The organism is Micromonospora qiuiae (genome assembly GCF_016863555.1).
Classification (GTDB): domain Bacteria; phylum Actinomycetota; class Actinomycetes; order Mycobacteriales; family Micromonosporaceae; genus Micromonospora; species Micromonospora qiuiae.
Genome location: NZ_BOPC01000002.1, coordinates 51,728 through 77,426, shown reverse-complemented (window position 1 = coordinate 77,426; position 25,699 = coordinate 51,728). Strand labels below are relative to the sequence as shown.

At 72.4% G+C, this 25,699-nt stretch carries 24 protein-coding genes; 16 read left to right on the top strand and 8 right to left on the bottom strand.

Translation table 11 applies throughout. The annotated features are described in order from the left end of the window. Positions 1-44: 44 nt before the first annotated feature. Positions 45-953, bottom strand: coding sequence for a serine hydrolase (locus Vqi01_RS00590; RefSeq protein WP_204031877.1), 909 nt, complete (start codon positions 951-953; stop codon positions 45-47). Then, positions 950-1,870: a LysR family transcriptional regulator gene (locus tag Vqi01_RS00585; protein WP_204031875.1), complete on the bottom strand. Its 921-nt coding sequence runs from the start codon at positions 1,868-1,870 to the stop codon at positions 950-952. The genes Vqi01_RS00590 and Vqi01_RS00585 overlap by 4 nt, the downstream gene beginning before the upstream one ends. Positions 1,871-2,005: 135 nt before the next feature. Between Vqi01_RS00585 and bla the strand changes: the two genes are divergently transcribed. Beyond that, positions 2,006-2,932, top strand: coding sequence for a class A beta-lactamase (bla, locus tag Vqi01_RS00580; RefSeq protein WP_204031874.1), 927 nt, complete (start codon positions 2,006-2,008; stop codon positions 2,930-2,932). A gap of 102 nt (positions 2,933-3,034) precedes the next feature. Here the strand turns inward: bla and Vqi01_RS00575 are convergent, their stop codons facing one another. Then, on the bottom strand, positions 3,035-4,513 hold the full coding sequence (locus Vqi01_RS00575) for a glutamate-cysteine ligase family protein (RefSeq protein ID WP_204031872.1): 1,479 nt from the start codon (positions 4,511-4,513) through the stop codon (positions 3,035-3,037). 162 nt (positions 4,514-4,675) lie between these two features. On the opposite strand from Vqi01_RS00575, the gene Vqi01_RS00570 reads away from it, so the two are divergent. Beyond that, positions 4,676-5,020: a DUF3817 domain-containing protein gene (locus tag Vqi01_RS00570; RefSeq protein WP_204031870.1), complete on the top strand. Its 345-nt coding sequence runs from the start codon at positions 4,676-4,678 to the stop codon at positions 5,018-5,020. 94 nt (positions 5,021-5,114) lie between these two features. On the opposite strand, the gene Vqi01_RS00565 is transcribed toward Vqi01_RS00570, so the two are convergent. Then, a complete protein-coding gene (locus tag Vqi01_RS00565) occupies positions 5,115-5,654 on the bottom strand; it encodes a hypothetical protein (RefSeq protein ID WP_372444283.1) in 540 nt (179 codons plus the stop codon). 148 nt (positions 5,655-5,802) lie between these two features. On the opposite strand from Vqi01_RS00565, the gene Vqi01_RS00560 reads away from it, so the two are divergent. The 3 genes from Vqi01_RS00560 to Vqi01_RS00550 all read left to right on the top strand — a co-directional run bounded on the left by Vqi01_RS00560 (position 5,803) and on the right by Vqi01_RS00550 (position 9,766). Continuing rightward, on the top strand, positions 5,803-6,921 hold the full coding sequence (locus Vqi01_RS00560; RefSeq protein WP_204031867.1) for a baeRF2 domain-containing protein: 1,119 nt from the start codon (positions 5,803-5,805) through the stop codon (positions 6,919-6,921). Between the two features lie 250 nt (positions 6,922-7,171). Further along, positions 7,172-8,593 (top strand): hypothetical protein, encoded by a 1,422-nt coding sequence (locus Vqi01_RS00555; RefSeq protein WP_204031967.1) that lies wholly within the window; start codon positions 7,172-7,174, stop codon positions 8,591-8,593. A gap of 297 nt (positions 8,594-8,890) precedes the next feature. After that, the gene (locus Vqi01_RS00550; protein WP_204031865.1) at positions 8,891-9,766 is read left to right on the top strand and encodes a SigB/SigF/SigG family RNA polymerase sigma factor; all 876 of its coding nucleotides are present in this window, start codon (positions 8,891-8,893) and stop codon (positions 9,764-9,766) included. 64 nt (positions 9,767-9,830) lie between these two features. Here Vqi01_RS00550 and ctaD read toward each other — a convergent pair whose 3' ends face one another. From ctaD to Vqi01_RS00535, 3 genes are all read right to left on the bottom strand, one after another. Continuing rightward, on the bottom strand, positions 9,831-11,834 hold the full coding sequence (gene ctaD / locus Vqi01_RS00545) for an aa3-type cytochrome oxidase subunit I (RefSeq protein WP_204031863.1): 2,004 nt from the start codon (positions 11,832-11,834) through the stop codon (positions 9,831-9,833). A gap of 227 nt (positions 11,835-12,061) precedes the next feature. Beyond that, positions 12,062-13,216 carry a glycosyltransferase gene (locus Vqi01_RS00540; RefSeq protein ID WP_204031862.1) on the bottom strand — a complete coding sequence of 385 codons (1,155 nt, stop codon included), beginning with the start codon at positions 13,214-13,216 and terminating at the stop codon, positions 12,062-12,064. Between the two features lie 67 nt (positions 13,217-13,283). Beyond that, positions 13,284-14,210, bottom strand: coding sequence for a glucosyl-3-phosphoglycerate synthase (locus Vqi01_RS00535; RefSeq protein ID WP_372444287.1), 927 nt, complete (start codon positions 14,208-14,210; stop codon positions 13,284-13,286). Positions 14,211-14,509: 299 nt separating this feature from the next. On the opposite strand from Vqi01_RS00535, the gene Vqi01_RS00530 reads away from it, so the two are divergent. The 6 genes from Vqi01_RS00530 (at position 14,510) to Vqi01_RS00505 (ending at position 21,771) form a co-directional block, all read left to right on the top strand. Continuing rightward, the gene (locus Vqi01_RS00530) at positions 14,510-15,511 is read left to right on the top strand and encodes a Gfo/Idh/MocA family protein (RefSeq protein ID WP_204031858.1); all 1,002 of its coding nucleotides are present in this window, start codon (positions 14,510-14,512) and stop codon (positions 15,509-15,511) included. After that, the gene (locus tag Vqi01_RS00525) at positions 15,504-16,592 is read left to right on the top strand and encodes a zinc-binding dehydrogenase (protein WP_204031857.1); all 1,089 of its coding nucleotides are present in this window, start codon (positions 15,504-15,506) and stop codon (positions 16,590-16,592) included. The genes Vqi01_RS00530 and Vqi01_RS00525 overlap by 8 nt, the downstream gene beginning before the upstream one ends. 140 nt (positions 16,593-16,732) lie before the next feature. Continuing rightward, positions 16,733-19,027, top strand: a complete 2,295-nt coding sequence (secA2, locus tag Vqi01_RS00520) for an accessory Sec system translocase SecA2 (protein ID WP_204031855.1) — start codon at positions 16,733-16,735, stop codon at positions 19,025-19,027. A 416-nt stretch (positions 19,028-19,443) separates the two neighbouring features. Beyond that, a complete protein-coding gene (locus Vqi01_RS00515) occupies positions 19,444-20,184 on the top strand; it encodes a GAF and ANTAR domain-containing protein (RefSeq protein ID WP_204031853.1) in 741 nt (246 codons plus the stop codon). Between the two features lie 77 nt (positions 20,185-20,261). After that, positions 20,262-20,825, top strand: coding sequence for a DUF2231 domain-containing protein (locus tag Vqi01_RS00510; protein ID WP_204031852.1), 564 nt, complete (start codon positions 20,262-20,264; stop codon positions 20,823-20,825). Positions 20,826-20,997: 172 nt separating this feature from the next. After that, entirely contained in the window at positions 20,998-21,771 is a 774-nt protein-coding gene (locus tag Vqi01_RS00505; protein WP_204031850.1) for a class I SAM-dependent methyltransferase, read from the top strand. Positions 21,772-21,841: 70 nt separating this feature from the next. Here the strand turns inward: Vqi01_RS00505 and Vqi01_RS00500 are convergent, their stop codons facing one another. Then, the gene (locus Vqi01_RS00500; RefSeq protein ID WP_372444286.1) at positions 21,842-22,189 is read right to left on the bottom strand and encodes an ankyrin repeat domain-containing protein; all 348 of its coding nucleotides are present in this window, start codon (positions 22,187-22,189) and stop codon (positions 21,842-21,844) included. A 316-nt stretch (positions 22,190-22,505) separates the two neighbouring features. Here Vqi01_RS00500 and Vqi01_RS00495 point away from each other — a divergent pair, with 316 nt between their 5' ends. The 5 genes from Vqi01_RS00495 to Vqi01_RS00475 all read left to right on the top strand — a co-directional run bounded on the left by Vqi01_RS00495 (position 22,506) and on the right by Vqi01_RS00475 (position 25,673). Beyond that, positions 22,506-22,967, top strand: coding sequence for a cysteine dioxygenase (locus tag Vqi01_RS00495; RefSeq protein WP_204031846.1), 462 nt, complete (start codon positions 22,506-22,508; stop codon positions 22,965-22,967). A gap of 73 nt (positions 22,968-23,040) precedes the next feature. Then, positions 23,041-23,535, top strand: coding sequence for a rhodanese-like domain-containing protein (locus tag Vqi01_RS00490; protein ID WP_204031845.1), 495 nt, complete (start codon positions 23,041-23,043; stop codon positions 23,533-23,535). 47 nt (positions 23,536-23,582) lie between these two features. Then, a complete protein-coding gene (locus Vqi01_RS31220) occupies positions 23,583-24,122 on the top strand; it encodes a winged helix-turn-helix domain-containing protein (RefSeq protein ID WP_204031843.1) in 540 nt (179 codons plus the stop codon). 253 nt (positions 24,123-24,375) lie between these two features. Then, positions 24,376-24,984 carry a winged helix-turn-helix domain-containing protein gene (locus tag Vqi01_RS00480; protein ID WP_204031841.1) on the top strand — a complete coding sequence of 203 codons (609 nt, stop codon included), beginning with the start codon at positions 24,376-24,378 and terminating at the stop codon, positions 24,982-24,984. Positions 24,985-25,031: 47 nt separating this feature from the next. Beyond that, on the top strand, positions 25,032-25,673 hold the full coding sequence (locus Vqi01_RS00475) for a nucleoside/nucleotide kinase family protein (protein WP_204031840.1): 642 nt from the start codon (positions 25,032-25,034) through the stop codon (positions 25,671-25,673). The last annotated feature ends 26 nt before the right edge of the window (positions 25,674-25,699 follow it).

Sequence of the window (25,699 nt, the reverse complement as noted above, 5' to 3'; positions counted from 1 at the left end):
GGACCACGCCGCTGACCGGTCCCGCCCAGCGACCCGCCGGTGGGTCAGCGGTGGGTGGCTCGAAGCGCGTCGTGCAGTTCCCGCGCCACCTGCGCCAGCGCCGCTTCCGCCTGCGGCTGCACGGCGGCCGGCACCGTCGACTCGCTGAGCGCGGCCACCGCGTACGCCTGCCCGTCGGCGTGTTCCACCACGCCGACCTCGTGCCGCAGGTTGAGCAGGGTGCCGGTCTTCGACGACCAGCGGGAGGCGTCGGAACTGAAGTCCGGGGCGAGCCGCTGCCGCAGCAGGTTGTCGCCCATCAGCTCGCGTACCCGGGCGGCGACCGGCGCCGGGATGCGCGACGGGCGCCACAGGGCGTGCAGCAGCTCGACGAAGGCCCGGGCCGAGCCGGCGTTGGCCCGGCCCACGTCGAGCTGGGGGACCGGATGGCCTTGACCGGCGGTGGTCGCGGACGCGGCGAGGGAGTGCGCGAGGTGCACCTCGTCCGGGGCGAAGCGCTCGGCCGGAGTATCGGTGAGGTCCCGGGTGCGGTGCCGGACGCTGATCCCGTCGACGCCGAACCGGCGCAGCGCGGCGGCGACCTCCGCCGGTGGGGTGAGGGCGAACAGCGCGTCCGAGGCGCCCTCGTCGCTGATCGCCACGCTCAGATAGAGCAGGTCGTCGATTGCCACGGTGGCCGGGTGCCGGAACCGGCTCAGCCCGGTCGGACCCGGTGTCCGCACCCGGCCGGGCGCCACCGTGATCGGGGTGGCGCCGTCGAGTTCGCCGCGCTCGATCCGGTCCACGGTGGCCAGCGCGAGCGGCACCTTCACCAGCGACGCGACCGGGAGGACGACGTCGCTGTCGAGCCCCAGCTCGTCGCCGGTGTCGAGGTCGCGGACCAGGATGCAGCCGCGCAGCCCGGCCTCGCGTAGCGTCTCCCGAGCTGTGCGGAGCAGCCGGCCGACCGTCATGCCGGCTCCCGCCAGCCGTGCACCGGGCGGTCCTCGGGCACCTGCTCTTCCGCGCCGAGGCACCGGCCGATGGCGGCGCGCAGCACGCCGCGTAGCCGCTCGGCGTCCTCGCGTACGCCGGCGATCACCTGGTAGCCGCGGACCGGCCGTAGGTCGCCGAGAGGCCGCCAGTGCAGCCCGAGTTCGCGGGCCTCGGCGGGCGAGCAGAGCATCAGGTCGGAGCCGGCGAGCGCCTCGGCGGTGGCGTCGACCATGGACGCCGAGACCGTCACCTGGGCCGGTTGCAGCCCGACGGCGTCGCGCAAGCGGGTCAGTGGGTCGCGGACGTGCGGCACGTCGTCCTCCGGCGAGATCCAGACCCGCCGCCGTCGGGTTCGCCGGTCGGCTCGCGGCGCGCGCAGCGTCTCCAGGCGAACCACCTCGACACCCGGGTCGGTGCCGCTCGCGAGACCCAGCGGTACCCGCCACGCGGCCTCGTCCGACGGTACGCAGACCAGCGCGGCGCGCACCTCGAAGCTCTGGCGCAGCCGTGCCCGTTCCGCCGGTTCGGCCCGGCGCAGCTCCAGGCGCAGCTCGTGCCGCCGGGCCTCGACCACCAGGCCGGCCAGCGATCGTGGCGCGCAGACCGCCGGCACGGCCAGCCGGAACGGACGCAGCCGGGCGCGTTCCGCGTCGTGCTCCATCGCCTCGGCAAGGTCCACGATGCGCCGGGCGGAGTGGAGCATGTCCCGCCCGAACGGGGTGAGTGTGACGCTGCGCGACGTGCGGTCGAACAGTTGCCCGCCGAGGTGCCGCTCCAGGGCGGCGACCCGGCGGCTCGCCACCGACTGGGGGATGCGGGCGACGGACGCGCCGACGGTGAAGCTGCCGTGATCGCCGACCGACACGAAGGCCCGACAGGCCGCCACCAGGTCCACACGGGGATCCTATGCTGAAACAGCATCAGTATCGCCGTCGGCGTCTTCGACTGCATGGGCCAGCGCTGCGAGCCTGGTTACCGGCCACCCGGGAAGGTCTCCGGGTCGCCGGGACGACCGACGGAAGGACCAGTCTTGACCAGCACCACCCGCCGTACCCGAATCACCGCCCTCGCCGCCGCGCTGGCGTTCGGCCTGCTGGCCGGATGCTCACCCGGCACTCCGGCCGCGCCAGCGTCACCGTCTGCCGCGTCGCCGTCCGCCACCCCGCCGTCCGCCGCGCCGGTGGCCGTCGATTTCGCTCCCTTGGAGAAGCAGTACGACGCCCGGCTCGGGGTGTACGCGATCGACACCGGCACCGGCCGCACGGTCGCGCACCGGGCCGATGAGCGCTTCGCGTACGCCTCGACGTTCAAGGCCCTGGCCGCCGCCGCGGTCCTCGCCGCCACCTCCACCGAGGAACTGGACCGGATCGTCACCTACTCCCGCGACGACCTGGTCACCTACTCGCCGATCACCGAGCAGCACGTGCAGACCGGCATGTCGCTGCGGGCGATCGCCGACGCGGCGGTGCGCTACAGCGACAACACCGCCGGCAACCTGCTGCTCGACCGGCTCGGCGGCCCGGACGGCTTCAAGCAGGCACTGCGCGACATCGGCGACGAGGTCACCGAGCCATCGCGGATGGAGACCGTGCTCAACGAGGCGACCCCGGGCGACATCCGCGACACCAGTACGCCCCGCGCCCTGGCCACCTCGCTGAAGGCGTACGCCGTCGACGACGCGCTCTCCGCCGAGGACCGCGCGGTGCTGGTCGACTGGCTCAAGCGCAACACCACCGGCGACAAGACGATCCGGGCCGGCACTCCGGACGGCTGGCAGGTGGGCGACAAGACCGGCTCCGGCGGCTACGGCACCCGCAACGACATCGCCGTGATCTGGCCGCCGGACCGGGCTCCGATCGTGCTGGCCGTGCTCTCCAGCAAGGCCGACAAGGACGCCGAGCGCGACGACACCCTGCTCGCCCACGCCGCCGAGCTAACCCTCACCGCCCTGCGGTGAAAGGAAGGGCCCCCTATTAACGCCTGAGGTAGAGGAAGGGCCCCTTCTTAACAAACGGATGTTAAGAAGGGGCCCTTCCTTCGCAGCGGAGGTGGTGGTGGGTCAGGGGATCGGCCACTCGTGGGCCGGACGGTTGCTGTTCATCAACTCCACATAGTGCCGGACCACCTCGCGCAGCGCCTCCGGCCGGTCGAGATGGTCAGCGGACTCCAGCCGGTGCAGGGTCGCCACCTGCCAGCTCGCCCCGTTGCGGCCGGTCAGGCAGCGCTGCTCGATGATGTCGAGCAACCGGTCCCGCTCGCCCGGGTCAAGCCCCCAGCGGTCCAGGCCGTGATGGGCCAGCGGCAGCAGGCGACGCAGCACCAGCTCGGTGACCGGCAGGTAGCCCAGGCCCGGCCAGAAGACGTGGGCGTCGATGCCGTGCCGGGCGCAGGTGTGGAAGTTCTCCTCGGCGGCGCTGAACGACATCTGTGACCACAGCGGCCGGTCCGCCTCGGCCAGCGCGCGGACCAGTCCGAAGTAGAACGCCGCGTTGGCGACGGTGTCCAGCACGGTCGGCCCGGCGGGCAGCACGCGATTCTCCACCCGTAAGTGCGGGCGGCCCCGGAACACGTCGTAGATCGGCCGGTTCCACCGGTAGACGGTGCCGTTGTGCAGCCGCAACTCGCCGAGGGTCGGCACCCCTCCGGCGGCGAGCGTCTCGGCCGGATCCTCCGCCTGGCAGACCGGCAGCAGCGCCGGGAAGTAGCGTACGTTCTCCTCGAACAGGTCGAACACCGTGGTGATCCAGCGTTCCCCGAACCAGACCCGGGGTCGTACCCCCTGCGTCTTGATTTCCTCCGGCCGGGTGTCGGTGGCCTGCTGAAACAGCGGGATCCGGGTCTCCCGCCACAACTCCCGGCCAAAGAACAGCGGCGAGTTCGCGCCCAGCGCCACCTGGATGCCGGCGATGGCCTGGGCGGCGTTCCAGTAGTCGGCGAACTGGTTCGGGCCGACCTGGAGGTGAAGCTGGGTGCTGGTGCAGGCCGCCTCCGGGGTGATGGTGTCGGCGGTGACGGACAACCGCTCCACCCCGTTGATGGCGATCCGCAGATCCTCGCCCCGGGCGGCGAAGATCTGCTCATTGAGCAGCGTGTAGCGGGGGTTGGCCGACAGGGTGGCCGCGGTCAGGTGTTCGGGCCGCACGGTGGGCAGAATGCCGATCATCACCAGCCGCGCGCCGACTGTCCGGGCCCGCTCGTCGGCGGCGTTCAGGCTGGCCCGTACGCTCTGCTCGAACTCGGCGCTGCCGGTGCCGGTCAGCCGCCGGGGCGGCACATTGATCTCGATGTTGAACTGGCCGAGCTCGGTCTGGAAGCTCGGGTCGGCCACCGCCCGCAGCACGTCGGCGTTGCGCATGGCCGGCATCGACTCCTCGTCGACCAGGTTCAGCTCGATCTCCAGCCCGGTCATCGGCCGGTCGACGTCGAACCGGGACTCGCGCAGCATCTCGGCGAAGACGTCGAGGCAGCGGCGCACCTTCTCCCGGTAGCGGGCCCGGTCCTGACGGCTGAAGGTCTGCACGCCGACTTGCTTGCCCATGGTCACCACCCTGCCACCGCTGGTACCCCAAACGTCGCACGTCCATGCCATCCGGTACAGCCCCGGAAGTCCCGTTCGATCCGGGCCGGGAGACTCCGGTGCGGTGACGCCGGTCGCGCCACCGGCACGGGATGCGGTGCGCCACGTCGCGGCGCCGATAGCATGGCCGGTGTGCGCGAGAAGGTGACCCGGCTGTTCGTGGTGGCGGCGATCGCGGAGGCGATCTCCTGGGCCGGCCTGCTGGCCGGCATGGCGGTCAAGTACGGCCCGCCCGGCAACGAGGTGGGCGTGCAGATCTTCGGGCCGATCCACGGCGCGCTCTTCGTGGCGTACGGCGTGCTGGTGCTGGCCGTGGCCCGGGTGCACCGGTGGAGCCTGCTGGCCACCGCCGTCGCGCTGGCCTGCGCGGTGCCGCCCTTCGCCACCCTGGTCTTCGAACGCTGGGCCCGTCGGCGCGGCATGCTCGACGTCGCCGAGCCGGCCCGCGAGCCCGCCCCGGTCGGCTGACCGCCCGACCCGAAGCCCGCTCCGGTTGGCTGACCGCAGGGCAGCCCGCTGGAGAGCCGGATCCGGGGGACACCGCGATCGCGTCGGAAGGACCTCAGGTCAACGCGGCGCAGGCGGCGAGCGCGGCGAGCAGCAGCCCGCCCAGCGCGGCCTGGAGCAGCAGCGGCGGGCCGAGGTGCGACCACATCGTGGCGGTACGCGGGCGCAGCAACTGCCCGGTGGTCAGGTTGACGATCCGTTCGATCTTCGGCGCCAGGTCGGGGTCGCCCTGGTCGCGCAGGGTCAGCTGGACGTGGTCGGCCGGATGCAGCGCGCTCTGCGGCAGGTGACCGTGCAGTTCGACCTCGTACGTCCGGCCGTCGGCGTCGCGTAGCCGGATCGGGGTGACCAGGAACTCCGGGCCTTTCTTGAGCTCCTTGAACTTTCGCCGGCCGGTGCCGGAGCCGGCGGAGAGCAGGGCGCGGACCAGTTTGGCGAGCAGCCCGACCACCCCGGCGGCGGCGAGCACCACCACCAGCACCGGCTGTCCCACGCGTACCTCCCGTGGGTAGCCGTCCATCAGGCGGACGACCTGGGCGGTGAGGATCCGGCCGGTGGGGTGCAGGCTGCGCCGGGAGTACGAAGTCGTGTCCATGATCACCACCGAGGGTTTGCGTACGAGCACAGATCGTATCGATTCCTCGGGTTGAACGACGTGAATGAAAACCGGTCACGCGGCGACGGGCAGGTGACAAGTCCGGGGGCGCGGGTAAGCGGTGGGCCGAGCTGGAAAGGGGTCGAGCATGCAGCTGTCCTTCCTGCGCCCGCTCTACCAGCGTCCGGGGCCATGGTGCTCGGTCTACCTGGACGCCTCGCTGGACACCCAGGACGCGCACCCGGCACTCGATCTGCGCTGGCGTGGCCTGCAACGCCAACTGGCCGAACAGGGCGCCGACGAGCCGAGCGTCGCCGCCATCGACCGGGTGGTACGCGGCCACGACCCGATGCCCGGCGACTACGGTCTGGCCGTCTTCGCGGCCGAGGGACATGTCGTGCTCTCCGAGTACCTGCACGCACCACCGCGCCGCGATCTGGCCGCGTACGCCCCGCTGCCGCACGTGATGCCGTTGCTGGCGCAACGGGGCGAGCAGGTGGCGTGGGTGCGGGTGTTGGCCGACCGGACCGGCGCCGACGCGATGTCGGTCAGCGCCGGCGGCGTACCGCGCCGGGCCCACGTGACCGGCCGGGAGAGCTATCAGCTGCGCCGGGTCAAGCCCGGCGGCTGGTCGCAGTCGCGCTACCAGCGCGCCGCCATGGAGGCGTGGCATCACAACGCCGGTGACGTCACGGCCGCCACCGTGGAGTTGGCCGAGCGGGTCGGCGCCGAGGTGGTCGTGGTGGCCGGTGACGTGCGGGCCACCGGCATGATCGCCGCCCAGATGCCGGAGCGCTGGCAGGACCTGGTGGTCCGTACCGACGCGGGTTCGCGGGCCGGCGGCGCCGACCAGACCCTGCTGGACGACGTCACCGTGCAGACCATCGCCGAGGTCGCCGACCAGCGGGTGACCGCCGCGCTGGACCGCTTCGGCATGCAGGAGGACGTTGGTGCCGGGCTCGACGCCGTGGTGGCCGCGTTGCAGCGCAACCAGGTCGACACGATGCTGATCGTGGACGACCCTTCCGCCAACGGTGAGCTCTGGATCGGCCCGGCGGCCACCGACATCGCCACCGACCCGCACCGGTTGGCCGCCGTCGCCGACCCGCAACGGGTCCGCGCCGACGCGGCGCTGGTCCGCGCGCTGGTCGGTACCGACGCCGAGTTGACCGTGCTGGGCCCGGACGAGGCGCCGGACCTGGTGGACGGGGTCGGTGCGGTGTTGCGCTACGTCGACCGGGCCACCCCGGGACGGGACGGCGCCTGACCGCAGCGGTGCCCAGGCGTACGAGCCGGGCAGCGGCCTCTGGCCTCTCCACGCCCACAGGTGCAGCGCAGCGAACCCGGGCGTATGCCGGCTGTTCGCCGGCATGCCGAGATGTGGCTCCGGACGCCGACCTGACCGCTGTCGCCGGGATCGGCAAGATCCGCTGGTTGATGCCGTTCGGTGAGGTGATGCCCTGTTTAACCCGCATCGAGGCGGGAAGCCGGGTCGCGTGGCGAGCGAACAGGGCAAAATGGGGCCGGTGCGCAAGGTGCGACCGGGGCTGACGGCCGAGGGTGCCGGACTGGCCGGCGACCGGATCGTGGCCGCCGGCAGCATCGCCCGGATCCTCGTCGGGGCCACCGCCCGCGCGCTTCGCGGCACCGACTGCGCCGACCTCGGCCACGCCGGGCCGGTGTCCCGCTTCGCCGGCACGCCCGAACCGGTTCGCCGGGCCGTGGCCGCCCGCGCCGTCGGCCGGGTCGCGCTGACCGCCGGGCAGGCGGCCGCGGTGGACGCCGAGCGGGTCGCCCGCTGGTTCACCGACCAGTACCCGCCCCGCCGCTACCCGGGGGTGCTGGTGGGCTCGCCGCACGGCGCCGCCGCACACCTGGCGGTGGCGCTCGGGATGCCGTGGCTGCCCGCCGGCTTCGAAATCATCGCGCACTGGCCGCAGGGCGCGGTGGACCGCCCCCGCGCGGCGCTGGACCACGGCGCCGGGCTCGCCGGGCGGCTGCTCGCCGGCAACCCCGACCTGCATTTGCGTCAGGTGCACTGCCCGGCCAGCCGGGGTGTGCTGGCGGGCACCACGGTGGTGCTGGCTGCCCGCTGGCGCCGGCTCCCGGCGGCGTACCGGAGGTTCCTGGCCGAGCGGCTCGCACCGGGGGCGTCGGTGCTGGTGCTGCGTGACGGTCGCACCTGGCCAGTGCTCGACGCCGCCGACGGGCACAGCTTCCAGCTGGGCTGCCCGGCCAGCGGGCTGGAACCGGTCGACTTCCACCCCGACAGCCACGCGCTGCGGCAGGTGCTGCGGTCCGCCGGCGGCAACGGCGCACACTGGGAGCCGCCGGAGATCAGCGCCCCGCCGGCCCCCGCCGAGCACGGCGTGGAGGCCGGTTTCGAACTCGACGTCCGGGACTTCGCCTGCCGGCAGGCCCATCGGGTCCGGCGGCTGCTGTTTCCGGCGCCAGAGGTGCTCAGCGCGGCCGTGGCCGACCTGTACCGCCACTGGCTGCGCGCTGCCGACAAGACCGGTGACCGGTTGGTGGTCGAGTGCGGCCGGCTGCTCGACCCGTGGCAGGTGCTCCGGGCCGGGATGGTGCCGTACTGGTGCGAGAACGCCACCCGGCGCAGCGTCGAGCAGGTGGAGTGGTGGTTGGCCGGCAGCGAGCCGTTCAGCTCGGTCGACGTGCTGCCGGAGCCGCCGGGGGTCCGCTCGCCGGCGCTGGCCGGCCTGCCGCAGTGGCTGGCGGTGGCCGGGTTCGGCCGACGCCGTCGGGCACTGGACCGCACCTCCGCCCGGGGGTACCCGGTCACCTCGGTGCCCACCCGCCGGGCCACCGAGGTGCTCCGCGCCCAGCCCTGCGACCTGCCCGCTCCGCCGCCGCTGGAGATGGCGGACGCGCTGGCCCGGTTGAGCGAAACCGGCAGCCGGGACGGCCTCCTCGTCGGCTAGGCCCTCGGCAGACCCGCTACCTCCCCGGTGAGCTGGCGCCCGAGGCGCAGACCGAGGACTTTCCGCAGGCCCGGGCAGCGGGGCTGGCGAAACATCCTCGCGAACCCGTGATCCCGTGATTGAGTACCTACGGAGCGGGAACACCGCCGGCTGCGACAGGCTGATCACTTGGCGTGGCACGGCGCCGTCGCCCGCTGGCATCCCAATCACGTAACCCACTCACGCCGCCCGTGCGTGTCCACGCGCGTGCCCGGTGTTCGGCGAATCCAGGCGGGGACCTTCCTGAGGGAGGCGCGGATGTTCGGACAGACCAGCACGACCACACCACCACCCACCGATCGGGGCCTGGAGGACCTCGACGCGGCGGCGCTGGCGTACGCGGCGCGGATCGAGGGACTGCCGCCGGAGCGGCGTCAGGAGGCCCGCGACGACCTGGTCCGTTTCGCGTTGCCGTTCGCGGGCCGGCTGGCCCGCCGCTACCGCGGGCGCGGGGAACCGCTGGAGGACCTGGAGCAGGTGGCCCGGCTGGGCCTGGTCAACGCCGTCGACCGGTACGACCCGGAACGCGGTTCCTTCACCGCGTACGCCGCAATCACCATCGTTGGTGAGATCAAGCGGCATTTCCGGGATCGCACCTGGGGTGTGCACGTGCCCCGCCGGCTGCGCGACCTGATTCTGGAGGTCGGGCAGGCGACGGCGACGTTGACCAGCGAGCTGTCCCGGGCACCAACGGTCGCCGAACTGTCGAAGCGGCTGGAGACGCCGGAGGAGGAGATCCTCGCCGCACTGGAGTCGGCGGCCGGCTACAGCCCGGCCTCGCTCAACGCCCCGGTCGGCGGGGAGAGTTCGGCCGAGTTCGGCGACCTGGTCGGCGAGTCGGACATCGCGCTGGAGTCGGTGGACGACCGGGTGACCGTCAGCGGCCTGCTGCATCGCCTGCCCTGGCGGGAGCGGCGCATCCTGGCCATGCGGTTCTACGGCAACCAGACCCAGGCCGAGATCGCGGCCCGGTTCGGGATCTCCCAGATGCACGTGTCGCGGTTGCTGTCGCGGGCGCTGACCTGGCTGCGCCAGGCGATGCTCGCCGACGCGCCGCCGCCCTGGCAGAACGGCACCGCCGAGTCCGAGTCGAAGGCGAAGCAGCCCGGCCCGGCCTCGTCCAGGACGCGGTAGACGCAGCGGTGCCGGAACGCCTGACGTGAGGCGGCGCCGCGACAGCGGCGCCGCCCCGCGGGGGTCAGTTCTCCGGGGTGTCGCCGTGCCCGCGCGGATGCCGCCACCGGTCGTTGGGCTGCGGGCCTCGGCCGCCGCCCAGCGGATCCTGTTCCGGTTCGTCGGTCTCCTCGAATTCCGGCCGGCGTACCTCGTCCGGCGATGGGACCTCGACCGGCCGGGCACCGGACTGCGGTGCGGGATGGTAGTCGACCGCCTCCCGCGCGCCGTGCGCCCCCTCGGCGCTGGGTGATTCCGGCACGTGTGCCTCCCGGTGAAACTCCTCGCGGAACTCCTGCGGTGGCTTGGTGGTCCGCTGTGGAAGGTCGCGGCCCAGGTCGGAGACGAGTTCGCCGTACTTGGCGTCGAAGGCCGGGCGCTCGGAGCGGATCCGGGGCATCCGGTCGAAGTTGCGCAGCGGCGGCGGGCAGGTGGTCGCCCACTCCAGGGAGTTGCCGAAGCCCCAGGGGTCGTCCACCGTCACCAGGGCGCCGAACCGCCAGGACTTCCAGGCGTTCCAGATGAAGAAGAGGGTGGACGCGCCGAGCACGAAGGCGGAGATGCTGGAGATGGTGTTGAGCCCGGTGAAACCGTCGGTGGGCAGGTAGTCGGCGTACCGCCGGGGCATTCCCTCGTTGCCCAGCCAGTGCTGCACGAGGAAGGTGCCGTGGAAGCCGAGGAACATCGTCCAGAAGTGCAGCTTGCCGAGGCGATCGTCGAGCAGGCGGCCGGTCATTTTCGGCCACCAGAAGTAGAAGCCGCCGAAGAGCGCGAAGACCACCGTGCCGAACAGGACGTAGTGGAAGTGGGCCACCACGAAGTAGGTGTCCGTGACGTGGAAGTCGGCTGGCGGGGCGGCCAGCTGCACGCCGGTCAGGCCACCGAGCAGGAACGTCACCAGGAAGCCGACAGCGAACAGCATCGGCGTCTCGAAGGTGAGCTGGCCTTTCCACATGGTGCCGATCCAGTTGAAGAACTTCACTCCGGTCGGCACGGCGATCAGATAACTGAGGATGGCGAAGAACGGCAGCAGCACCTGCCCGGTGGCGAACATGTGATGCGCCCACACCGTCATCGACAGGATGGTGATCGCGATGGTGGCCAGCACCAGACCGGTGTAGCCGAAGATCGGCTTGCGGGAGAAGACCGGGATGATCTCGGTGATGATGCCGAAGAACGGCAGCGCGATGATGTAAACCTCGGGGTGACCGAAGAACCAGAACAGGTGCTGCCAGAGCATCGGCCCGCCGGTGTTCGGGCTGTACACGTTCGCGCCGAGCAGCCGGTCGGCGGCGAGCGCGAGCAGCGCGGCGGCCAGCAGCGGGAAGACCAGGATGATCAGGACGCTGGTTAAGAGCATGTTCCAGGTGAAGATCGGCATCCGGAACATGGTCATGCCGGGCGCGCGCAGGGTCAGGATCGTGGTGATCAGGTTGACCGCGCCGAGAATGGTGCCCAGGCCGGAGACGACCAGGCCGAGCACCCACATGTTCGCTCCGGGCCCGGGGGAGTGGTCCGCGGTGCTCAGTGGCGTGTACGCGGTCCAGCCGAAGTCGGCTGTCCCCTGCGGGGTGGCGAACCCGCCGATCACCATCAGACCACCGAAGAGGAAGAGCCAGTACGCCATGGCGTTCAGCCGGGGAAACGCCACGTCCGGCGCGCCGACCTGGATCGGCACGATGTAGTTGGCGAACCCCAGCGCCGCCGGCGTGGCGAACAGCAGCAGCATCACCACGCCGTGCGAGGTGAACATCTGGTTGTACTGCTCGGGGGAGAGCAACTGCATGCCCGGCCGGGCCAACTCGGCGCGGATCAGCATCGCCTCGACCCCGGCCACCAGGAAGAAGCCGAACGAGGTCATCAGGTAGAGCAGCCCGATCCGCTTGTGATCGGTGGTGCCCAGGAACCTGATCAGCGACCCGCCGCGCAGAGGGCTGCGGACCGGGCCGGGGTAGCCGCCGAACCGGGCCGGCGCCAGGATGGCCGGCCCCCGATCCTGACCGGATCCGGAGGTTACCCGCTTGGCCATGAGTGCTCACCCCGCTGAGGAACGGAAAAGGACGGGCGTGGCTACCCGCCCCGCCGACCATGTAACCAGGCGAGAGAGGGAATTTCGGTCAATTCGCCGGCAGTGTTGCCCAGACGGCCTTGCCGCCGCCGCCCGGCGCGCTGCCCCAACGCTCGGCGAGCGCCCGCACCAGCTGCAGGCCCCGGCCGCCGCGCGAAACCGCGCGGCCGGTTCCTCGACGACGCGGATCAGGCGGCCCGCAGAGCGGCCGGCGTGCCGTGGCGCAGCTGGTCGTAGAGGGCGGCGTAGCGGCGGGCCATCACCGCCGGGGTGAACCGGGTGGCGGCCTCCTGGCGGCACTCGTCGGGCTCCAGCAGGCCGGCGGCGAGCACCAGGTCGCCCAGTTCCTCCTCGTCACCGGTGAGCAGCCCGGTGCGTCCGTGCTCGACCAGCTCGGGCAGGCAGCCCCGGGCGATCGCCACCACCGGCGTGCCCAGGGCCAGCGATTCCACCACCGCCGTGCCGCCCGGCTCCTCCCAGCGCAGCGGGAACAGCGTGGCCCGCGCCCCGGCGAGCAACTCGTCGCGGTCCCGGCCGGCCACCGTGCCGACCCAGCGCACCCGATCGCCGTCGACGTGCGGGGCCACCGCGTCATGGAAGAAACGTACGTCCGGATTCTGCCGCGCCTCGGCGTCGGCCGCCGCGAAATCGTCGGGCCGGTGGTACGGGCCGACCGGCCCGGCCAGTACGAGCCGGAAGCCGACCCGCCGCGCCAGCCGGGCCGCCACGTCCTGCCCCTTGCCCGGGGTGATCCGGCCCAGCACCAGCACGTGGTCGCCCTTTTCCGGCCCCGGTCCCCGGTGCGCCTCGACGGCCAGCGGGGTGGCCAGGTGCACGTACCCGACCGAGTGGTCCCGCAGTGCCTTCGGCGCCCGGGCCAGTTGGGCGGCGGAGACCCCGTTGACGCGGACCCGGTCGCCTGCGTCGAGGCCGCCGTACAGCTCGGGATGCTTGGCCAGGTCCCAGTGCAGGGTGTGCAGCACCGGCGGCGCGTCCGGACCCATGGCGGCGAGGGTGGCCAGGCCGACCGCCTCCACGTGGTCGTGCACCAGGTCGATGTCGTCACGGCCGCGCAGCTCGCGGACCACACCCGCCAGGTGCGCCTGGACGATGCCGCACACCTGGTTGTACGGCCGTTGCAGGGCGGGGAACTGGCCCTCGGCGAAGACCGCGACCCGCTCGTCGCAGGGCAGTGTGCTGGTGCCCACCGAGGCGAGCACCACCCGGACGCCGAGCCGCCGCAGCTCGGGCACCAGGGTGGCCACCACGTTCTCGATCCCGCCGTAGCCGCGTGGCGGCACGGGCAGCCACGGACCGGCGTTCATCAGGACGGTGGGCCCCATCGTGTCGCGCCTCCCCTCGGGCGAAGCGGTGACCGGGTCGGCCGACGGCAGGCTCGATGGCCGCCGGTCACGCCGCGGTGACCCGCCGACGCGGTAGCAGGTGTCGCAGCTCGGCCAGGGGTGGCCGCTCCGCCACGGAGACGTCGCTGACGACGATCTCCCGGTCCAGGTTCGGCAGGGCCTCGGAGCCGCCCCGGCGGAACTGGGTCAACAGGGCAGTGGGCAGCAGCTCCGGGTTCGCCCATCCCCGCCGCTGCAACCGCGACCAGACGGTCAGCATGATCTGGGCGGACATCCGGCCCAGTGCTGCGGTGTCCTGGTGCCGATGCTTGCGCTCGCCGAGGTCCACCTGGGCCAGCGCGTCCAGCCCGACGAGTTCCAGCAGGTCGATCAACATCGCGGTCTCGACGCCGTACCCGGAGACGAAGGGCACCCGCGCCAGCACTTCGCGGCGGCCCGCGTACTCCCCGCCGAGCGGCTGCACGAAACCGGCCAGTTCCGGCCAGAACAGGTTCAGCACGGGCCGGGCCATCAGCTCCGTCACCCGACCGCCGCCGTCGGCCTCCACGCCGCCGCTGCTGATCAGCGGCCGGTGGTAGAAGCCCTTCACGAAGTCGACCGAGGCGTCGGTGAGCAACGGCCCGAGCAGCCCCGTGACGAAGTGCGGCCGGAACTCCCGCAGATCGGCGTCGACGAAGGCCACCACTTCGCCCTCGGCCGCGGCCAGCCCGGCCCACAGCGCGTCGCCCTTGCCGGTCAGCCGAGGCAGCCCGCGCGTCATCGCGTCCTGACCAACCACCTCGGCGCCCGCCGCCCGAGCCACCTGGGCGGTGCGGTCGGTGGACCGCGAGTCGACCACGATCAGCTCGTCGACCAGCGAGATCCGGTCCATCAGGTGCTCGCGGATGGTCGACACGATCGCCCCGACGGTGGCCTCCTCGTTTCGCGCTGGCAGCACCACGCTGACCCGCGTCTCACCCTTGGCGCGCAGCAGCCGCCGGGTCGGCCAGTCCGCCTGCGAACTGGTCCGATAGGTGGCCCAGGCCTCGACCACGGGCGAGACCAGACTTTCAGTGTTCCGCACAGGCACCCCCTGATGGCGGGTAAACCGAGAGATGGATTTCCCAGCACCCCGCACGCTAACCGGATCCGTTCCCCAAGCTTGATCAGCACCCTGCCCCCGAGACGTTGTCGACCGATGAACGTTTGATTGCGCCAGGCCGGGGGAGGACCGAGCGGTATGCCTGGCGTGGGCCCGTACGCGGGCGGCGGGGCGACGAAGGAGATGATCGGATGCGGGTGTGCCGGGTGGGACTGGTGGGAGCCGGCGGAGTCGCCCGACGCCACGCCCGGGTGCTGTCCGGCTTTCCCGACGTCGAGCTGATCGGCGTGGTCGACGCGACCGCCCGGGCCGCAGCCGACCTGGCCACCGCCCACCGGATTCCGGCGTACGACGACATCGGGCAGCTGCTCGCGGCCGGTCCGGACGCGGCGTACGTCTGCGTACCGCCGTTCGCCCACGGACCGATCGAGGAGGCGGTCGTCGCCGCCGGGGTACCGATGTTCGTCGAGAAGCCGGTGGCCGTGGACCTGCCCACCGCCCAGCGGATCGCCGATCTGGTGGCGCAGCGGGGACTGCTCACCGCCGTCGGCCATCACTGGCGCTACCTGCACGCCGTGACCCGGGCCCGCGAACTGCTCGCCGGCCGGACGGTACGCCTGGTCACCGGCGCCTGGCTGGACCGGGTGCCACCGGTCGACTGGTGGGTCCGGCGGGACCGCTCCGGGGGCCCGATGGTCGAGCAGGCCGCCCACGTGCTGGACCTGATCCGGCTGCTGGCCGGCGAGGTGACCGAGCTGACCGCGTACGGCGACGGCAGCCCACCGCCGGTCGACGGCGCCGACGTCGACTCGGTGACCGCGGTGGCGCTGCGCTTCGCCGGTGGTGCCGTGGGCACCCTCGGTGCCGCCTGCGTGCTGGGCTGGAAGCACCGGGCCGGAGTGGAGGTCCTGGCCGACGGGCTGGCCCTCACCCTCGCCGAGGACGCCCTGGTGATCTGCGACGCCGACGGGCAGCGGCAGGTCGACGCCGACCCGGACGGCGCCCGGGTGGCGGTGGACCGGGCGTTCATCGACGCGGTACGCGGCGTCGGCGACGACGTTCGGGTGCCGTACGCCGAGGCGCTGGCCACCCACCGGCTCGCCATGGCGGTGGCGGAGTCCGCCGCCACCGGCCGTACCGTCCGCCTGTCCGCCGGTGCCACCGCGGCCGTGCCGGTGGTGGTCGATGCGTGAGCGGGTACTGGTGGTCACCGGCCCTGGGCGGGTGGAGCTGGTCGAGCAGGATCCCGCCCCGCTGCCGGTCGGCGGCTTCCGGGTCCGGACGCGGTACAGCGGGATCTCCGCCGGCACCGAGCTGAGTTACGTCAAGGGCACGAACCCGTACCTGCACGCCAGCTGGGACGCCGACCTGGGCCTGTTCGCGCCCGGTCCGGCGAGCACCCCGTACCCGGTGCGGAACCTGGGCTACATGCAGGTGGCCCAGGTGGTGGAAAGCGACACCCCGGCGGTGCCGGTCGGCGCGGTCGGCGCGATGACCTACGGCCACCGCAGCGGCGCGGTGGCCGATCCGGTCACCGCGCGTTTCGTGCCGCTGCCCGACGACCTCGATCCGATGCTCGGGATCTACGTCGCCCACCTGGGGCCGATCTGCGCCAACGGGCTGTTGCACGCGGCCGCCGACCTGTACGGCGCCGGCGCCCGTGACCTCGGCGACGGGGTGCGCGGCCGCCGGGTGGCGGTCATCGGCGCGGGTACGGTCGGACTCGTCACCGCCCTGTTCGCCCAGCGGCACGGCGCCGCCCCGGTGGTGGTGCTCGACCCGACGCCGAAGCGGCGCGAGGTCGCCGTCGCGCTCGGTCTGGCGGCCCTCGATCCCGGCGACGGCGACCCGGCCGTACTGCTCAAGACCCGCTGGGCGCACGGACCCGGCGACCGGGGCGCGGACGTGGTGTTCCAGTGCCGGGGGCAGGGCTGGGCGCTGCACCTGGCGCTGCGCCTGCTGCGCCCCCAGGGCACGGTGATCGATCTCGCCTTCTACCAGGCCGGCGCGGACGCGCTCCGGCTCGGCGAGGAGTTTCACCACAACGGTCTGTCGGTGCGCTGCGCCCAGATCGGCCGGGTGCCCCGGGGGCTCGCGCCGGTCTGGGATCGGGAACGGCTCTCCGCCGAGACGGTCGAGCTGCTGCGCGCCGACGGCGCGGCGATCCGCGCCCACCTGATCTCGGCCGTCGTCCCGTTCCCCGAAGCGCCCGCTCTCCTCACCGCCCTGGCCGAAAACCGCCGCCACGAACTCCAGACGGTCCTGACCTGCTGATCCGCCCGACTTCTGGTCGCTGTTGGGTGCCGATGGCACGTTCTGTCCGGTCCGGAGATGCGGGACCGCCGAGACTCGGCGATCGATGACGCGGGCGGGCGGACCCTCAAGATCGGTTGCGTCGCGTACCGTTGCGGCTCATGGGTGTGTCGCAACGGTTGAAGACCAGGTTCCGCCGATTCCTCCAGCGCCCGGGGACCACGGTCGACCTGGCCCCGCTGGAGAAGCTGCTGCCGGCCATCGAGGCACGTGAGGAGGAGGTGTCGGCCTTCGACGACGCCGAGCTCACCGAAGCGGCCGCCGCGGCGTCGAGCTACGAGGAGATCTGCGCGCTCGGCCGCGAGGCCGCCCGCCGCGGCCTCGACCAGCGGCCGTACGACGTCCAGCTGCTCGGCGCGATGTCGCTGCTCTCCGGCAAGGTCGCCGAGATGGCCACCGGTGAGGGCAAGACGCTGACCGCCGCGATCGCCGCCTACGGGCACGTGCGGCTCGGCAACGGCCCGGTGCACGTGCTCACCGTCAACGACTACCTGGCCCGCCGCGACGCGGTCTGGATGGAGCCGGTCTACACCCTGCTGGGGCTCACCGTGGGCTGGGTCAACGAGGCGTCCACGCCGAACGAGCGGCGGGCCGCGTACGCCTGCGACGTGACCTACGTCTCGGTCAGCGAGGCCGGCTTCGACTTCCTGCGCGACCAACTCGTCACCGACATCGACGACCGGGTGCAGCGGCCGCTTCGCACGGCCATCGTCGACGAGGCCGACTCGATCCTGATCGACGAGGCCCGGGTGCCGATGGTGCTGGCCGGCTCGGTGCCCGGCGAGCAGGATCCGGTGCACACCGCCGCCGCGCTGGTGCGCGGCCTGCGCAAGGGCCGGCACTACACCGTCGCCGAGGACGGCCGCAGCGTGGCCTTCACCTCCGCCGGCCTGGCCGCCGTCGAGGCCAAGCTCGGCATCGACCTGTACGACGAGGAGAACGTCGAGCAGCTCTCGGCGGTGAACGTGGCGCTGCACGCACACGCCCTGCTGCACCGGGACGTGGACTACATCGTCCGGGACAACACCGTCGAGCTGATCGACGAGATGCGCGGCCGGGTCGCCCAGCGGCGCCGCTGGCCCGACGGGCTCCAGGCGGCGGTGGAGGCCAAGGAGGGCCTGGACGCCACGGCCGAGGGCGAGGTGCTCGGCACCATCGCCGTGCAGGCGTACATCGGCCTCTATCCGAAGGTGTGCGGGATGACCGCGACCGCGGTGCTGGTCGGCGACCAGCTCCGGGAGTTCTTCGGCCTGGAGGTCGCGGTGATCCCGCCGAACACCCCGTGCGTACGGGTGGACGAGCCGGACCGCATCTACGCCACTCGGGCGGAGAAGGAGGAGGCGCTGATCGACGAGATCAAGCGCTGCCACGCCGACGGCCGGCCGGTGCTGGTGGGCACCCTGGACGTCAAGGAGTCCGAGCAGTTGGCCGTGGGCCTCAACGCGGCCGGCGTGCCGTGCGTGGTGCTCAACGCCAAGAACGACGACGAAGAGGCGGCGATCATCGCCGAGGCCGGCGCCTACGGCGCGGTCACCGTCTCCACCCAGATGGCCGGCCGGGGCGTGGACATCCGGCTCGGCGGCAGCGACCAGGCTGACCGGGATCGGGTGGCCGGCCTCGGCGGTCTGTTCGTGATCGGCAGCGGACGCAACGACAGCCGCCGGGTCGACGACCAGCTGCGCGGCCGGGCCGGTCGGCAGGGCGACCCGGGCGGGTCGGTCTTCTTCGTCAGCCTGGAGGACGACCTGGTCGTCCGGCACGCCGGCGACACAGTGCCGCCGTCGCCCCGGATGAACGCCGACGGCCTGGTCACCGACCCGCAGGTGGACTACGCCGTGGAGCACGCCCAGCGGGTCGCCGAAGGCGTCAACCACGAGATCCACCGCAACACCTGGCGCTACAGCGTGGTGATCGAGCAGCAGCGCAAGGCCCTGGCCGAGCGCCGCGAGCGGCTGCTGACCAGCGACGTCGCGGCGTTGATGCTGCTGGACAAGTCGCCCGAGAAGGCCGGCGAGATGGACGAGGACCTGCTCGCCCGGGTGGCCCGCTCCATCGCGCTCTACCACCTCGACCGGCTCTGGGCCGAGCACCTGGCCGAGCTGTCCGAGGTCCGCGAGGGCGTGCACCTGCGCGCCCTGGGCCGGCTCGACCCGCTCGACGAGTTCCACCGGGCGGCGGTGCCGGCCTTCACCAACCTGGTTCCGGAGATCGAGGCCCGGACTCTGGCCACGTTCGCCGACACCGAATTCACCGAGGACTGGGAGCCGGACGAGGCCGAGCTGGTCCGCCCGAGCGCGACCTGGACGTACCTCGTGCACGACAACCCGTTCGGTTCCGAGCTGGACCGGCTGATCGCCTCGGTCGGCCGCCGGCTCAGCGGCACCGGATCCCGCTGAGCCGTCACCGTCGGCGGGCGTGTCGCGCGGCGTGCCGGATTCCGCTGGTCCGTCACCCGTCGGCGGGCGTGTCGCGCGGCGTGCCGGATCCCGCTGGTCCGTCACCCGTCGGCGGGCGTGTCGCGCGGCGTGCCGGATCCGCTGATCGTCACCCGTCGGCGGGCTGTCGTGCGGCCGTCTCGGCGGCCCGCGTCCGCCCCTCCCGGTGATACCCGTACCCTGGGAGGGGCCCCGGTTTGCACCGTTTCGACCCATGTTCCCGTGGGTAGTACGGCGCGTCCGTGCGGCCACGGGCGCTGGACGAGCGCACAGAATCACGTGGTGTGCGGACGTGCCGCGACGCGCGGTGCTTGCCGGGACGAGCCGAGGAGGAGACGGGTGACGACGCTGGCCAGGCGCACGGGGGCTGTGCGGCGGTGAACCTGAAGACGACGCCACCACTGGTGGAGACGCTCGGCGTACTGGAGACGGCCGCGCTGCTGCGGGAACTGACCGCCGGGCTGCTCGCCCTGGACGACTTCGACGAGGCGCTCTCCGCGCTGGTACGGATCACCCGGGACGCCCTGGCCGGAGTGAGCTGGTGCGGGTTCACCGCCCTGCGGGCCGGCGAGCCGGCTGGAGTGGCTGCCTCCGATGCGCGGCTCAGTGGACTGGACGACCTGCGGTACGGCCCGGACACCCCGGCGTTGGACGCGATCCGGCGACGGGAGATGGTCGGCGCGGAGAACCTGGAAGCGGAGCGCCGCTGGCCGGACTGGACCGCCCGAGCGCGCGAGCTGGGCGTACGCGGAGTGATCTCGGCTCCGGTCGACGTCGACGAGCAGGTCATCGGCGCGGTCAACCTCTACGCCGGCGACTCGGACGCGCTGACCACCGGTCACCAGTTGACCGCGATGCTGCTCGCCGAGCATGCCGGCCTGCTGCTGGCCGCCGTACGCGACCGGCAACGGCGGGCGGCGCAGGCCGGCGAGCAGGACGCCGCGATGCTCGGTGACGGTGTGATCGGCCAGGCCGTCGGAGTGATCATGACGCAGCGTGGCTGCCCGGCCGAGGACGCCCTCGATGTGTTGCGCAGCGCCGCCGCGTCCCTGTCGATCCCGTTGCGGGAGGTGGCGGAGCGGCTGGTGAGCACCGTGTCCCGGCCCCGGGACAACTGACACCCGGTCGTTTCACCCGGCTGGCGCCCGGGTAGCACCCTGGGCTGACGGGCTGAGCCGATCCCAGGGGGACACAGATGCAGAGCCGGCTGCGGGTGCAGGGGCATCCGATCCAACCGATGCTGGTGACCTTCCCTTACGGACTTTTCGTCTGTGCGGCCATTTTCGACCTCGCCGACGTGGCCGGCGGGCCGGTCTTCCTCGGCGAGGTCGGCTACTGGACGGCGGTCGCCGCTCTGGTGGCGGCGGCGCTGACGGCGATCGCCGGAATGGTCGACCTGTGGGACGTGCCGCCGGACAGCACCCGCCGCACCGCGATCACCTTCAACCTGGTCAACGCCGGCATGGCCGGGCTGTTCCTGCTCTCCTGCCTGGTCCGGGCCGATGCCCCGCACCGGAGCGCCGCGCCGGCGCTGCTGTTCCTCGAACTGCTCGCCCTCGCCGTCGGCGGCGTCGGCGTACGTCTCGGCGCCCGCCTCATCCACCACTTCGACCCTGATGTAAGGAAGGGCCCCCTTTTAACGCCTAACGTAGAGGAAGGGCCCCCTATTAACGCCGTGCTCGGCACGCCGCGTCCCACCGGCCGACCCGGCGCGACCCGATCCGGAACCCGACCCGGCGTGACCCGGTTCTGGGTCTGATGCGGTGCGATCCGGTCTTGGGTCTGATGCGGCGTGACCTGTCCTGAGCCCGACACGGTGCGGAGCGGCTCTGGGCCCGACGCGAGGCGGTGTGCCACTGCGGCGGATGCGGTGTGGGCAGGCACCGCATTAAGCCGTTGCCGAGCAGTTGTCCGCGGGGGAGGCTGCCCGGATGCGGGACAAGAGCTTCGCGGAGTTAATCGCCGAGGGGGCGACCGCCCCGGTCGAGGGGTGGGCGTTCGACTGGCTCGCCGGGCGTGCCACCGAGGAGCGTCCACCCTGGGGCTACGCGCGCCTGATGGCGGCGCGGATGGCGAGTGCCGACGCGGCGTTGGACATCGACACCGGCGGGGGAGAGGTCCTGGCCGAGGTGCCCCACCCGCCCCGGCTGCTGGCCGCGACCGAGGCCTGGCCGCCGAACGTGCCGGTGGCGCGGGTCAACCTGGCCCCGATCAGGGCGAGGGTGGTGGCGGTGAGCGCCGACGCGCCACTGCCGTTCCGCGATGCCGCCTTTGACCTGGTGGTCAGCCGGCATCCCGTACGCACCGACTGGCCGGAAGTGGCACGGGTGCTGCGTCCGGGCGGTACGTTCCTCTCCCAACAGATCGGTCCGGGGAGCGTACGCGAACTCAGCGAAGCGATCCTCGGGCCTCTGCCGCCGCCGGCGCACCGTCATCCGGAGCGGGCGGTCGCCGCCGCCCGGGCCGCCGGTCTGGCCGTGGTGGACCTGCGCGAGGCGACCCTGCGAACCGTTTTTCACGACATCGGGGCGGTGGTCTGGTTTCTGCGCAAGGTGATCTGGACCGTCCCCAGCTTCACCGTGGCGGCGCACCGGCCCGCGCTGTTGCGCCTGCATGAGCGGATCCGGGCCGAGGGCTGCTTCGTCGCCCACGCCCGCCGCTTTCTCATCGAGGCCACACGAACCGGCGATGATTCCGGTCGGTGAGCGCTTGGGAGCGGCTCGGCGTTAAAAAGGGGCCCTTCCTCTACACCAGGCGTTAAAAAGGGGCCCTTCCTTACCGGGAACGTAGGAGCGCGAGCATCTCGGGCAGGTCGAAGAACTCGGCGGTCGCCACCGCGGACGGGTCGCCTCCGTCGGGGTCGGCGCCGGCGTCGAGCAGTGCGCGTACCGCCTCGGCGTTGCTACGGAACACCGCCGCGGCCAGCGCCGTCTGCCCCCGGTCGTTGGCGCGCGAGTGGTCGGCGCCCCGGGCCAGCAGCGCGGTCACCGTCTCCGGATGGGCGTGGTACGCCGCCAGGATCAGCAGGCTGTCACCCTTTTCGTTGGTCAGGTTGACCGGCAGCCCCGCATGGACGTACGCGGCCAGTTCCGCGGTCACGCCGTCACGCGCCAGGTCGAACATCCGGTGCGCGAATTCCAGGGTCTCGGCGTCGAGTTCCTCGCTCACCGGTCCAGGTTAGTGTGCGCCGCTGAACCACCCCCGACCCGCCACCAATCTTCGCCCGGCCCGCACCTGCGGCACCCCACCCCGTCGATCATGCACTTTCTGCCCCGGCGAATGCCGCAAGAGGAGCATATCGGCGACCATGAGTGCAAGATCGGCGGGGTTTGGGGTGGGTGTGAGTGGGTGCCCCAGAATGTGGGATTGTCTATTAAACCTATAGGGTTTGGCGGCTAAGCTGGTGGGGACAACCGGCCGTCGAGCGTGTGAGGGTCTGATGCCTGCCGTACCCACCAGCGAGGCGGACCTGCTCGCCGTCGCCCGGCGCTGGGCCGCCGATCCCGCGAGCTGGCCGGTGCGGCTGCGCTTCGACCCCACCAGCCGCTGGTACGCCCGGCTCGCCGCCGACGACGATCACGAGGTGTGGGCGCTGAGCTGGCTACCCGGCCAGGGCACCGACCTGCACGACCACGGCGGCTCCTCCGGCGCCTTCCTGGTCACCGCAGGTGTCCTCACCGAGGAGACGGTCAGCGGCGCACGGCTGCGCCCGCACCGGCTCGCCGCCGGCGCCGGCCGCCGGTTCGGCCCCCGGCACGTGCACGTGGTGACCAACCGGCACACCGCGCCGGCGGTCAGCGTCCACGTCTACCGCCCGGCCCTGCGCCGGATGACCCGCTACCACCTCGCTGCGGGCCGGCTGCTGGTCACCGAGGTGGCCGAAGCCGACGTGGCATGGTGATCGCCGCACGTCCCACCTCAGATGCCGCCGGGGCGCGTCGCCGTCGGTCAGAGGATGATTCGAAAGGAACCTGATGTCGCAGCAGATCGATGCCGCCACCGAACCCTGTCCGGTGCCGCCCCCGGGCTCCCGGGGAATCGACGAGATCCTGGCCGCCGCCCGCGCCCGGATCAACCGGCTCGATCCGGAGCGGGCGCACCTGGCGCACCGTCGCGGTGCTCTGCTGGTCGACATCCGGCCGGCCGCACAGCGCGCCGCGCACGGCACGGTGCCGGGGTCGCTCGCGATCGAGCGCAACGTGCTGGAGTGGCGCTTCGATCCACGCTGCCCGGCCCGGCTGCCCCAGGCGGTCGGCTACGACCTGCCCGTGGTGGTCATCTGCCAGGAGGGTTACACCTCGTCGTTGGCTGCCGCCTCGTTGCAGGACCTCGGGCTGTTCCGGGCCACCGACGTGATCGGCGGCTTCGCCGCCTGGCGGATCGCCGGCCTGCCCGTACTCGGTCCGACCCCACCTCTGCCTCCGTCCACCCTCGCGTCCCCGGCGACCGCCGGTCGGGCATCCCGCTGAAAAACCCCACGCCGACCCGGCGTGGCTGGTAGTCCCAGGAGGCCACCATGTCCGTCATCGCCATCAGCTCGCGTCAGCACCTGCCCGGCCGCGCCGACCGTGCCCGGGTCGCGCGACCGCGCACCGGACCGACCCTGACCATCACGGTCGACCTCACTTCGAAAGCGATGAGCCCACGCCTGTCCCGCCTGCTGGAGCTGCTGAACGAACTGGCCGAGTCGGGCGAGGGCCGGCTGGCCCACGACCGCAGGCTGTCCGACGACGAGGTCGCCGAGCGCGACGGCGTGGCGGACCCGAGGGTCGTACGCATCCTCACCGGGCCCCGCGTTGTGCGCCAGGGCGATCGCGCGGTCCCATTGACCCGCATCGAGTACGACCTGCTGCTGTTCCTGGCCGAGCGTCCACGCCGGGTCTTCACCCGGATGCAGCTGTTGAACTCGGTCTGGGGCTACAGTCACGCTGTGGCGCGCACCGTCGACGTGCACGTCCGCCGGCTGCGCGCCAAGCTGGACACGCCGCTGCTGACCACCGTCCACGGGGTCGGATACCGCCTCGCCGACGAGGCCCGGGTGACCATCGAGCCGTGAATCCGAGCATGACCTGATCGGCGGAACGGAGCGGACGTGAATCGGTCGGGGACCCCCCGTAACAGATCAACCGGACGGCTCTGCTGTAATCATGGTGCCTCGTACGCAGAGCGAGCGGTTGGCTGCGATGTGTCGGTCAATTGTCACATTTATGCAACGCAGTCGCCTCTTGACCATCGCACGGACGCCCGGAAGCATCGATAAAACGGCGTCCCGGGGCCGTGGGGAAAACCCGGACCAGCCAAGGAGGACCATGTCGGTCAGCCCCGCATCGTCGCGCGCCGGATGGCATACGTCCCAACCCGCTGTTCCCGGTCGGCCTCCGGGCGGTCAGCGTCGTCCCAACAGCACCGCAGCTCCGGTGCTCACCGTCACCCTCTCCATCCCGCTGGCGAGTGAGGAGTCGCTGACCCCGGCCGCGCGCCGGCTGCTGGAGGCGGCTCGGGAGATGATCGAGCACGGTGAGGGCGTTGTCAACACCGTCGCCCCGGTGGTACCGGAGCGTCGCAGCGAGGGCGTCCCGGCCGGACGGTCGCCGCGGCATCTGGCCTCGACCATTCCCAGCCTGCACATCCTGGCCTCCTCTCGGTCCGTGCTGCGCGACGGCGAGCCACTGCCGCTGACCCGGCTCGAGTTCGACCTGCTGCTGCATCTGGTGGCGCATCCGCGCCGGGTGTTCACCCGGCTCCAGTTGCTCAACGCGGTCTGGGGCTACGAGCACGCGGGCGTGCGCACGGTGGACGTGCACGTACGCCGGCTGCGCGGCAAGGTCGGCGTCGACGTCCCCCTGGTCACCACCGTCTACGGCGTCGGGTACCGCCTGGCCGACGACGCCCGGGTCACCCTCGACCGCACCGGCTGATCTGTTTCCGGTGGGCACCCGCCGGCCGACCGGGCACGATGGTCGCCATGCGCGTGCGTCCCATCTCACCGCAGCGACTGATCGCCGAGTTGGCCGAGCGCCTCGCCCGCGCCGAGCCGGCCGGGCGGTTGCGGGTCGCCGTGGACGGTCCCCCGGCTGCCCGCCCGGACGCGCTGGCCGCTGCCCTGGTCGACCCGCTGCGCGCCCTGAGCCGGCCGGTGCTGCACGTCCGCGCCGATGACTTCCTGCGCCCCGCCTCCGTCCGCCTGGAACGGGGCCGGCGGAACCCGGACGCGTACTACGAAGGCTGGGTCGACGAGGCCGGCCTGCGCCGGGAGGTGCTGGACCCGGCGGGACCGCGCGGGACCGGGCGGATGCTGCCCACCTTGTGGAACGCCGAGGCGGACCGGGCCACCCGGGCCGCGTACGTCGAGTTGCCCCCGGGGGGTGTGGTCCTGGTCAGCGGCGCGTTCCTGCTCGGTGGCGGCCTGCTCTTCGACCTCACCGTGCACCTGCAGATGTCGGCCGGTGCGTTGCGCCGACGCACCGCGCCCGAGCAGGCGTGGACGCTGCCGGCCTTCACCCGGTACGCCGACGAGGTCGCCCCGGCCAGCTTCGCCGATCTGGTGGTCCGCTTGGACGATCCCCGTCATCCGGCGATCGTGGAATCCGCCGACGACGCGGTTTGACCCGCCGTCGAGGGGGGTACTCGCGG

Excerpts from the sequence above, each read along its gene's own strand:
- Vqi01_RS00590 (WP_204031877.1), bottom strand. The coding sequence starts at position 953 with ATGACGGTCGGCCGGCTGCTCCGCACAGCTCGGGAGACGCTACGCGAG.
- Vqi01_RS00575 (WP_204031872.1), bottom strand. The coding sequence starts at position 4,513 with ATGGGCAAGCAAGTCGGCGTGCAGACCTTCAGCCGTCAGGACCGGGCC.
- Vqi01_RS00570 (WP_204031870.1), top strand. The coding sequence starts at position 4,676 with ATGGCCGGTGTGCGCGAGAAGGTGACCCGGCTGTTCGTGGTGGCGGCG.
- Vqi01_RS00565 (WP_372444283.1), bottom strand. The coding sequence starts at position 5,654 with ATGGACACGACTTCGTACTCCCGGCGCAGCCTGCACCCCACCGGCCGG.
- Vqi01_RS00560 (WP_204031867.1), top strand. The coding sequence starts at position 5,803 with ATGCAGCTGTCCTTCCTGCGCCCGCTCTACCAGCGTCCGGGGCCATGG.
- Vqi01_RS00555 (WP_204031967.1), top strand. The coding sequence starts at position 7,172 with ATGGGGCCGGTGCGCAAGGTGCGACCGGGGCTGACGGCCGAGGGTGCC.
- Vqi01_RS00550 (WP_204031865.1), top strand. The coding sequence starts at position 8,891 with ATGTTCGGACAGACCAGCACGACCACACCACCACCCACCGATCGGGGC.
- ctaD (WP_204031863.1), bottom strand. The coding sequence starts at position 11,834 with ATGGCCAAGCGGGTAACCTCCGGATCCGGTCAGGATCGGGGGCCGGCC.
- Vqi01_RS00540 (WP_204031862.1), bottom strand. The coding sequence starts at position 13,216 with ATGGGGCCCACCGTCCTGATGAACGCCGGTCCGTGGCTGCCCGTGCCG.
- Vqi01_RS00530 (WP_204031858.1), top strand. The coding sequence starts at position 14,510 with ATGCGGGTGTGCCGGGTGGGACTGGTGGGAGCCGGCGGAGTCGCCCGA.
- Vqi01_RS00525 (WP_204031857.1), top strand. The coding sequence starts at position 15,504 with ATGCGTGAGCGGGTACTGGTGGTCACCGGCCCTGGGCGGGTGGAGCTG.
- secA2 (WP_204031855.1), top strand. The coding sequence starts at position 16,733 with ATGGGTGTGTCGCAACGGTTGAAGACCAGGTTCCGCCGATTCCTCCAG.
- Vqi01_RS00510 (WP_204031852.1), top strand. The coding sequence starts at position 20,262 with ATGCAGAGCCGGCTGCGGGTGCAGGGGCATCCGATCCAACCGATGCTG.
- Vqi01_RS00505 (WP_204031850.1), top strand. The coding sequence starts at position 20,998 with ATGCGGGACAAGAGCTTCGCGGAGTTAATCGCCGAGGGGGCGACCGCC.
- Vqi01_RS00500 (WP_372444286.1), bottom strand. The coding sequence starts at position 22,189 with ATGTTCGACCTGGCGCGTGACGGCGTGACCGCGGAACTGGCCGCGTAC.
- Vqi01_RS00495 (WP_204031846.1), top strand. The coding sequence starts at position 22,506 with ATGCCTGCCGTACCCACCAGCGAGGCGGACCTGCTCGCCGTCGCCCGG.
- Vqi01_RS00490 (WP_204031845.1), top strand. The coding sequence starts at position 23,041 with ATGTCGCAGCAGATCGATGCCGCCACCGAACCCTGTCCGGTGCCGCCC.
- Vqi01_RS31220 (WP_204031843.1), top strand. The coding sequence starts at position 23,583 with ATGTCCGTCATCGCCATCAGCTCGCGTCAGCACCTGCCCGGCCGCGCC.
- Vqi01_RS00480 (WP_204031841.1), top strand. The coding sequence starts at position 24,376 with ATGTCGGTCAGCCCCGCATCGTCGCGCGCCGGATGGCATACGTCCCAA.
- Vqi01_RS00475 (WP_204031840.1), top strand. The coding sequence starts at position 25,032 with ATGCGCGTGCGTCCCATCTCACCGCAGCGACTGATCGCCGAGTTGGCC.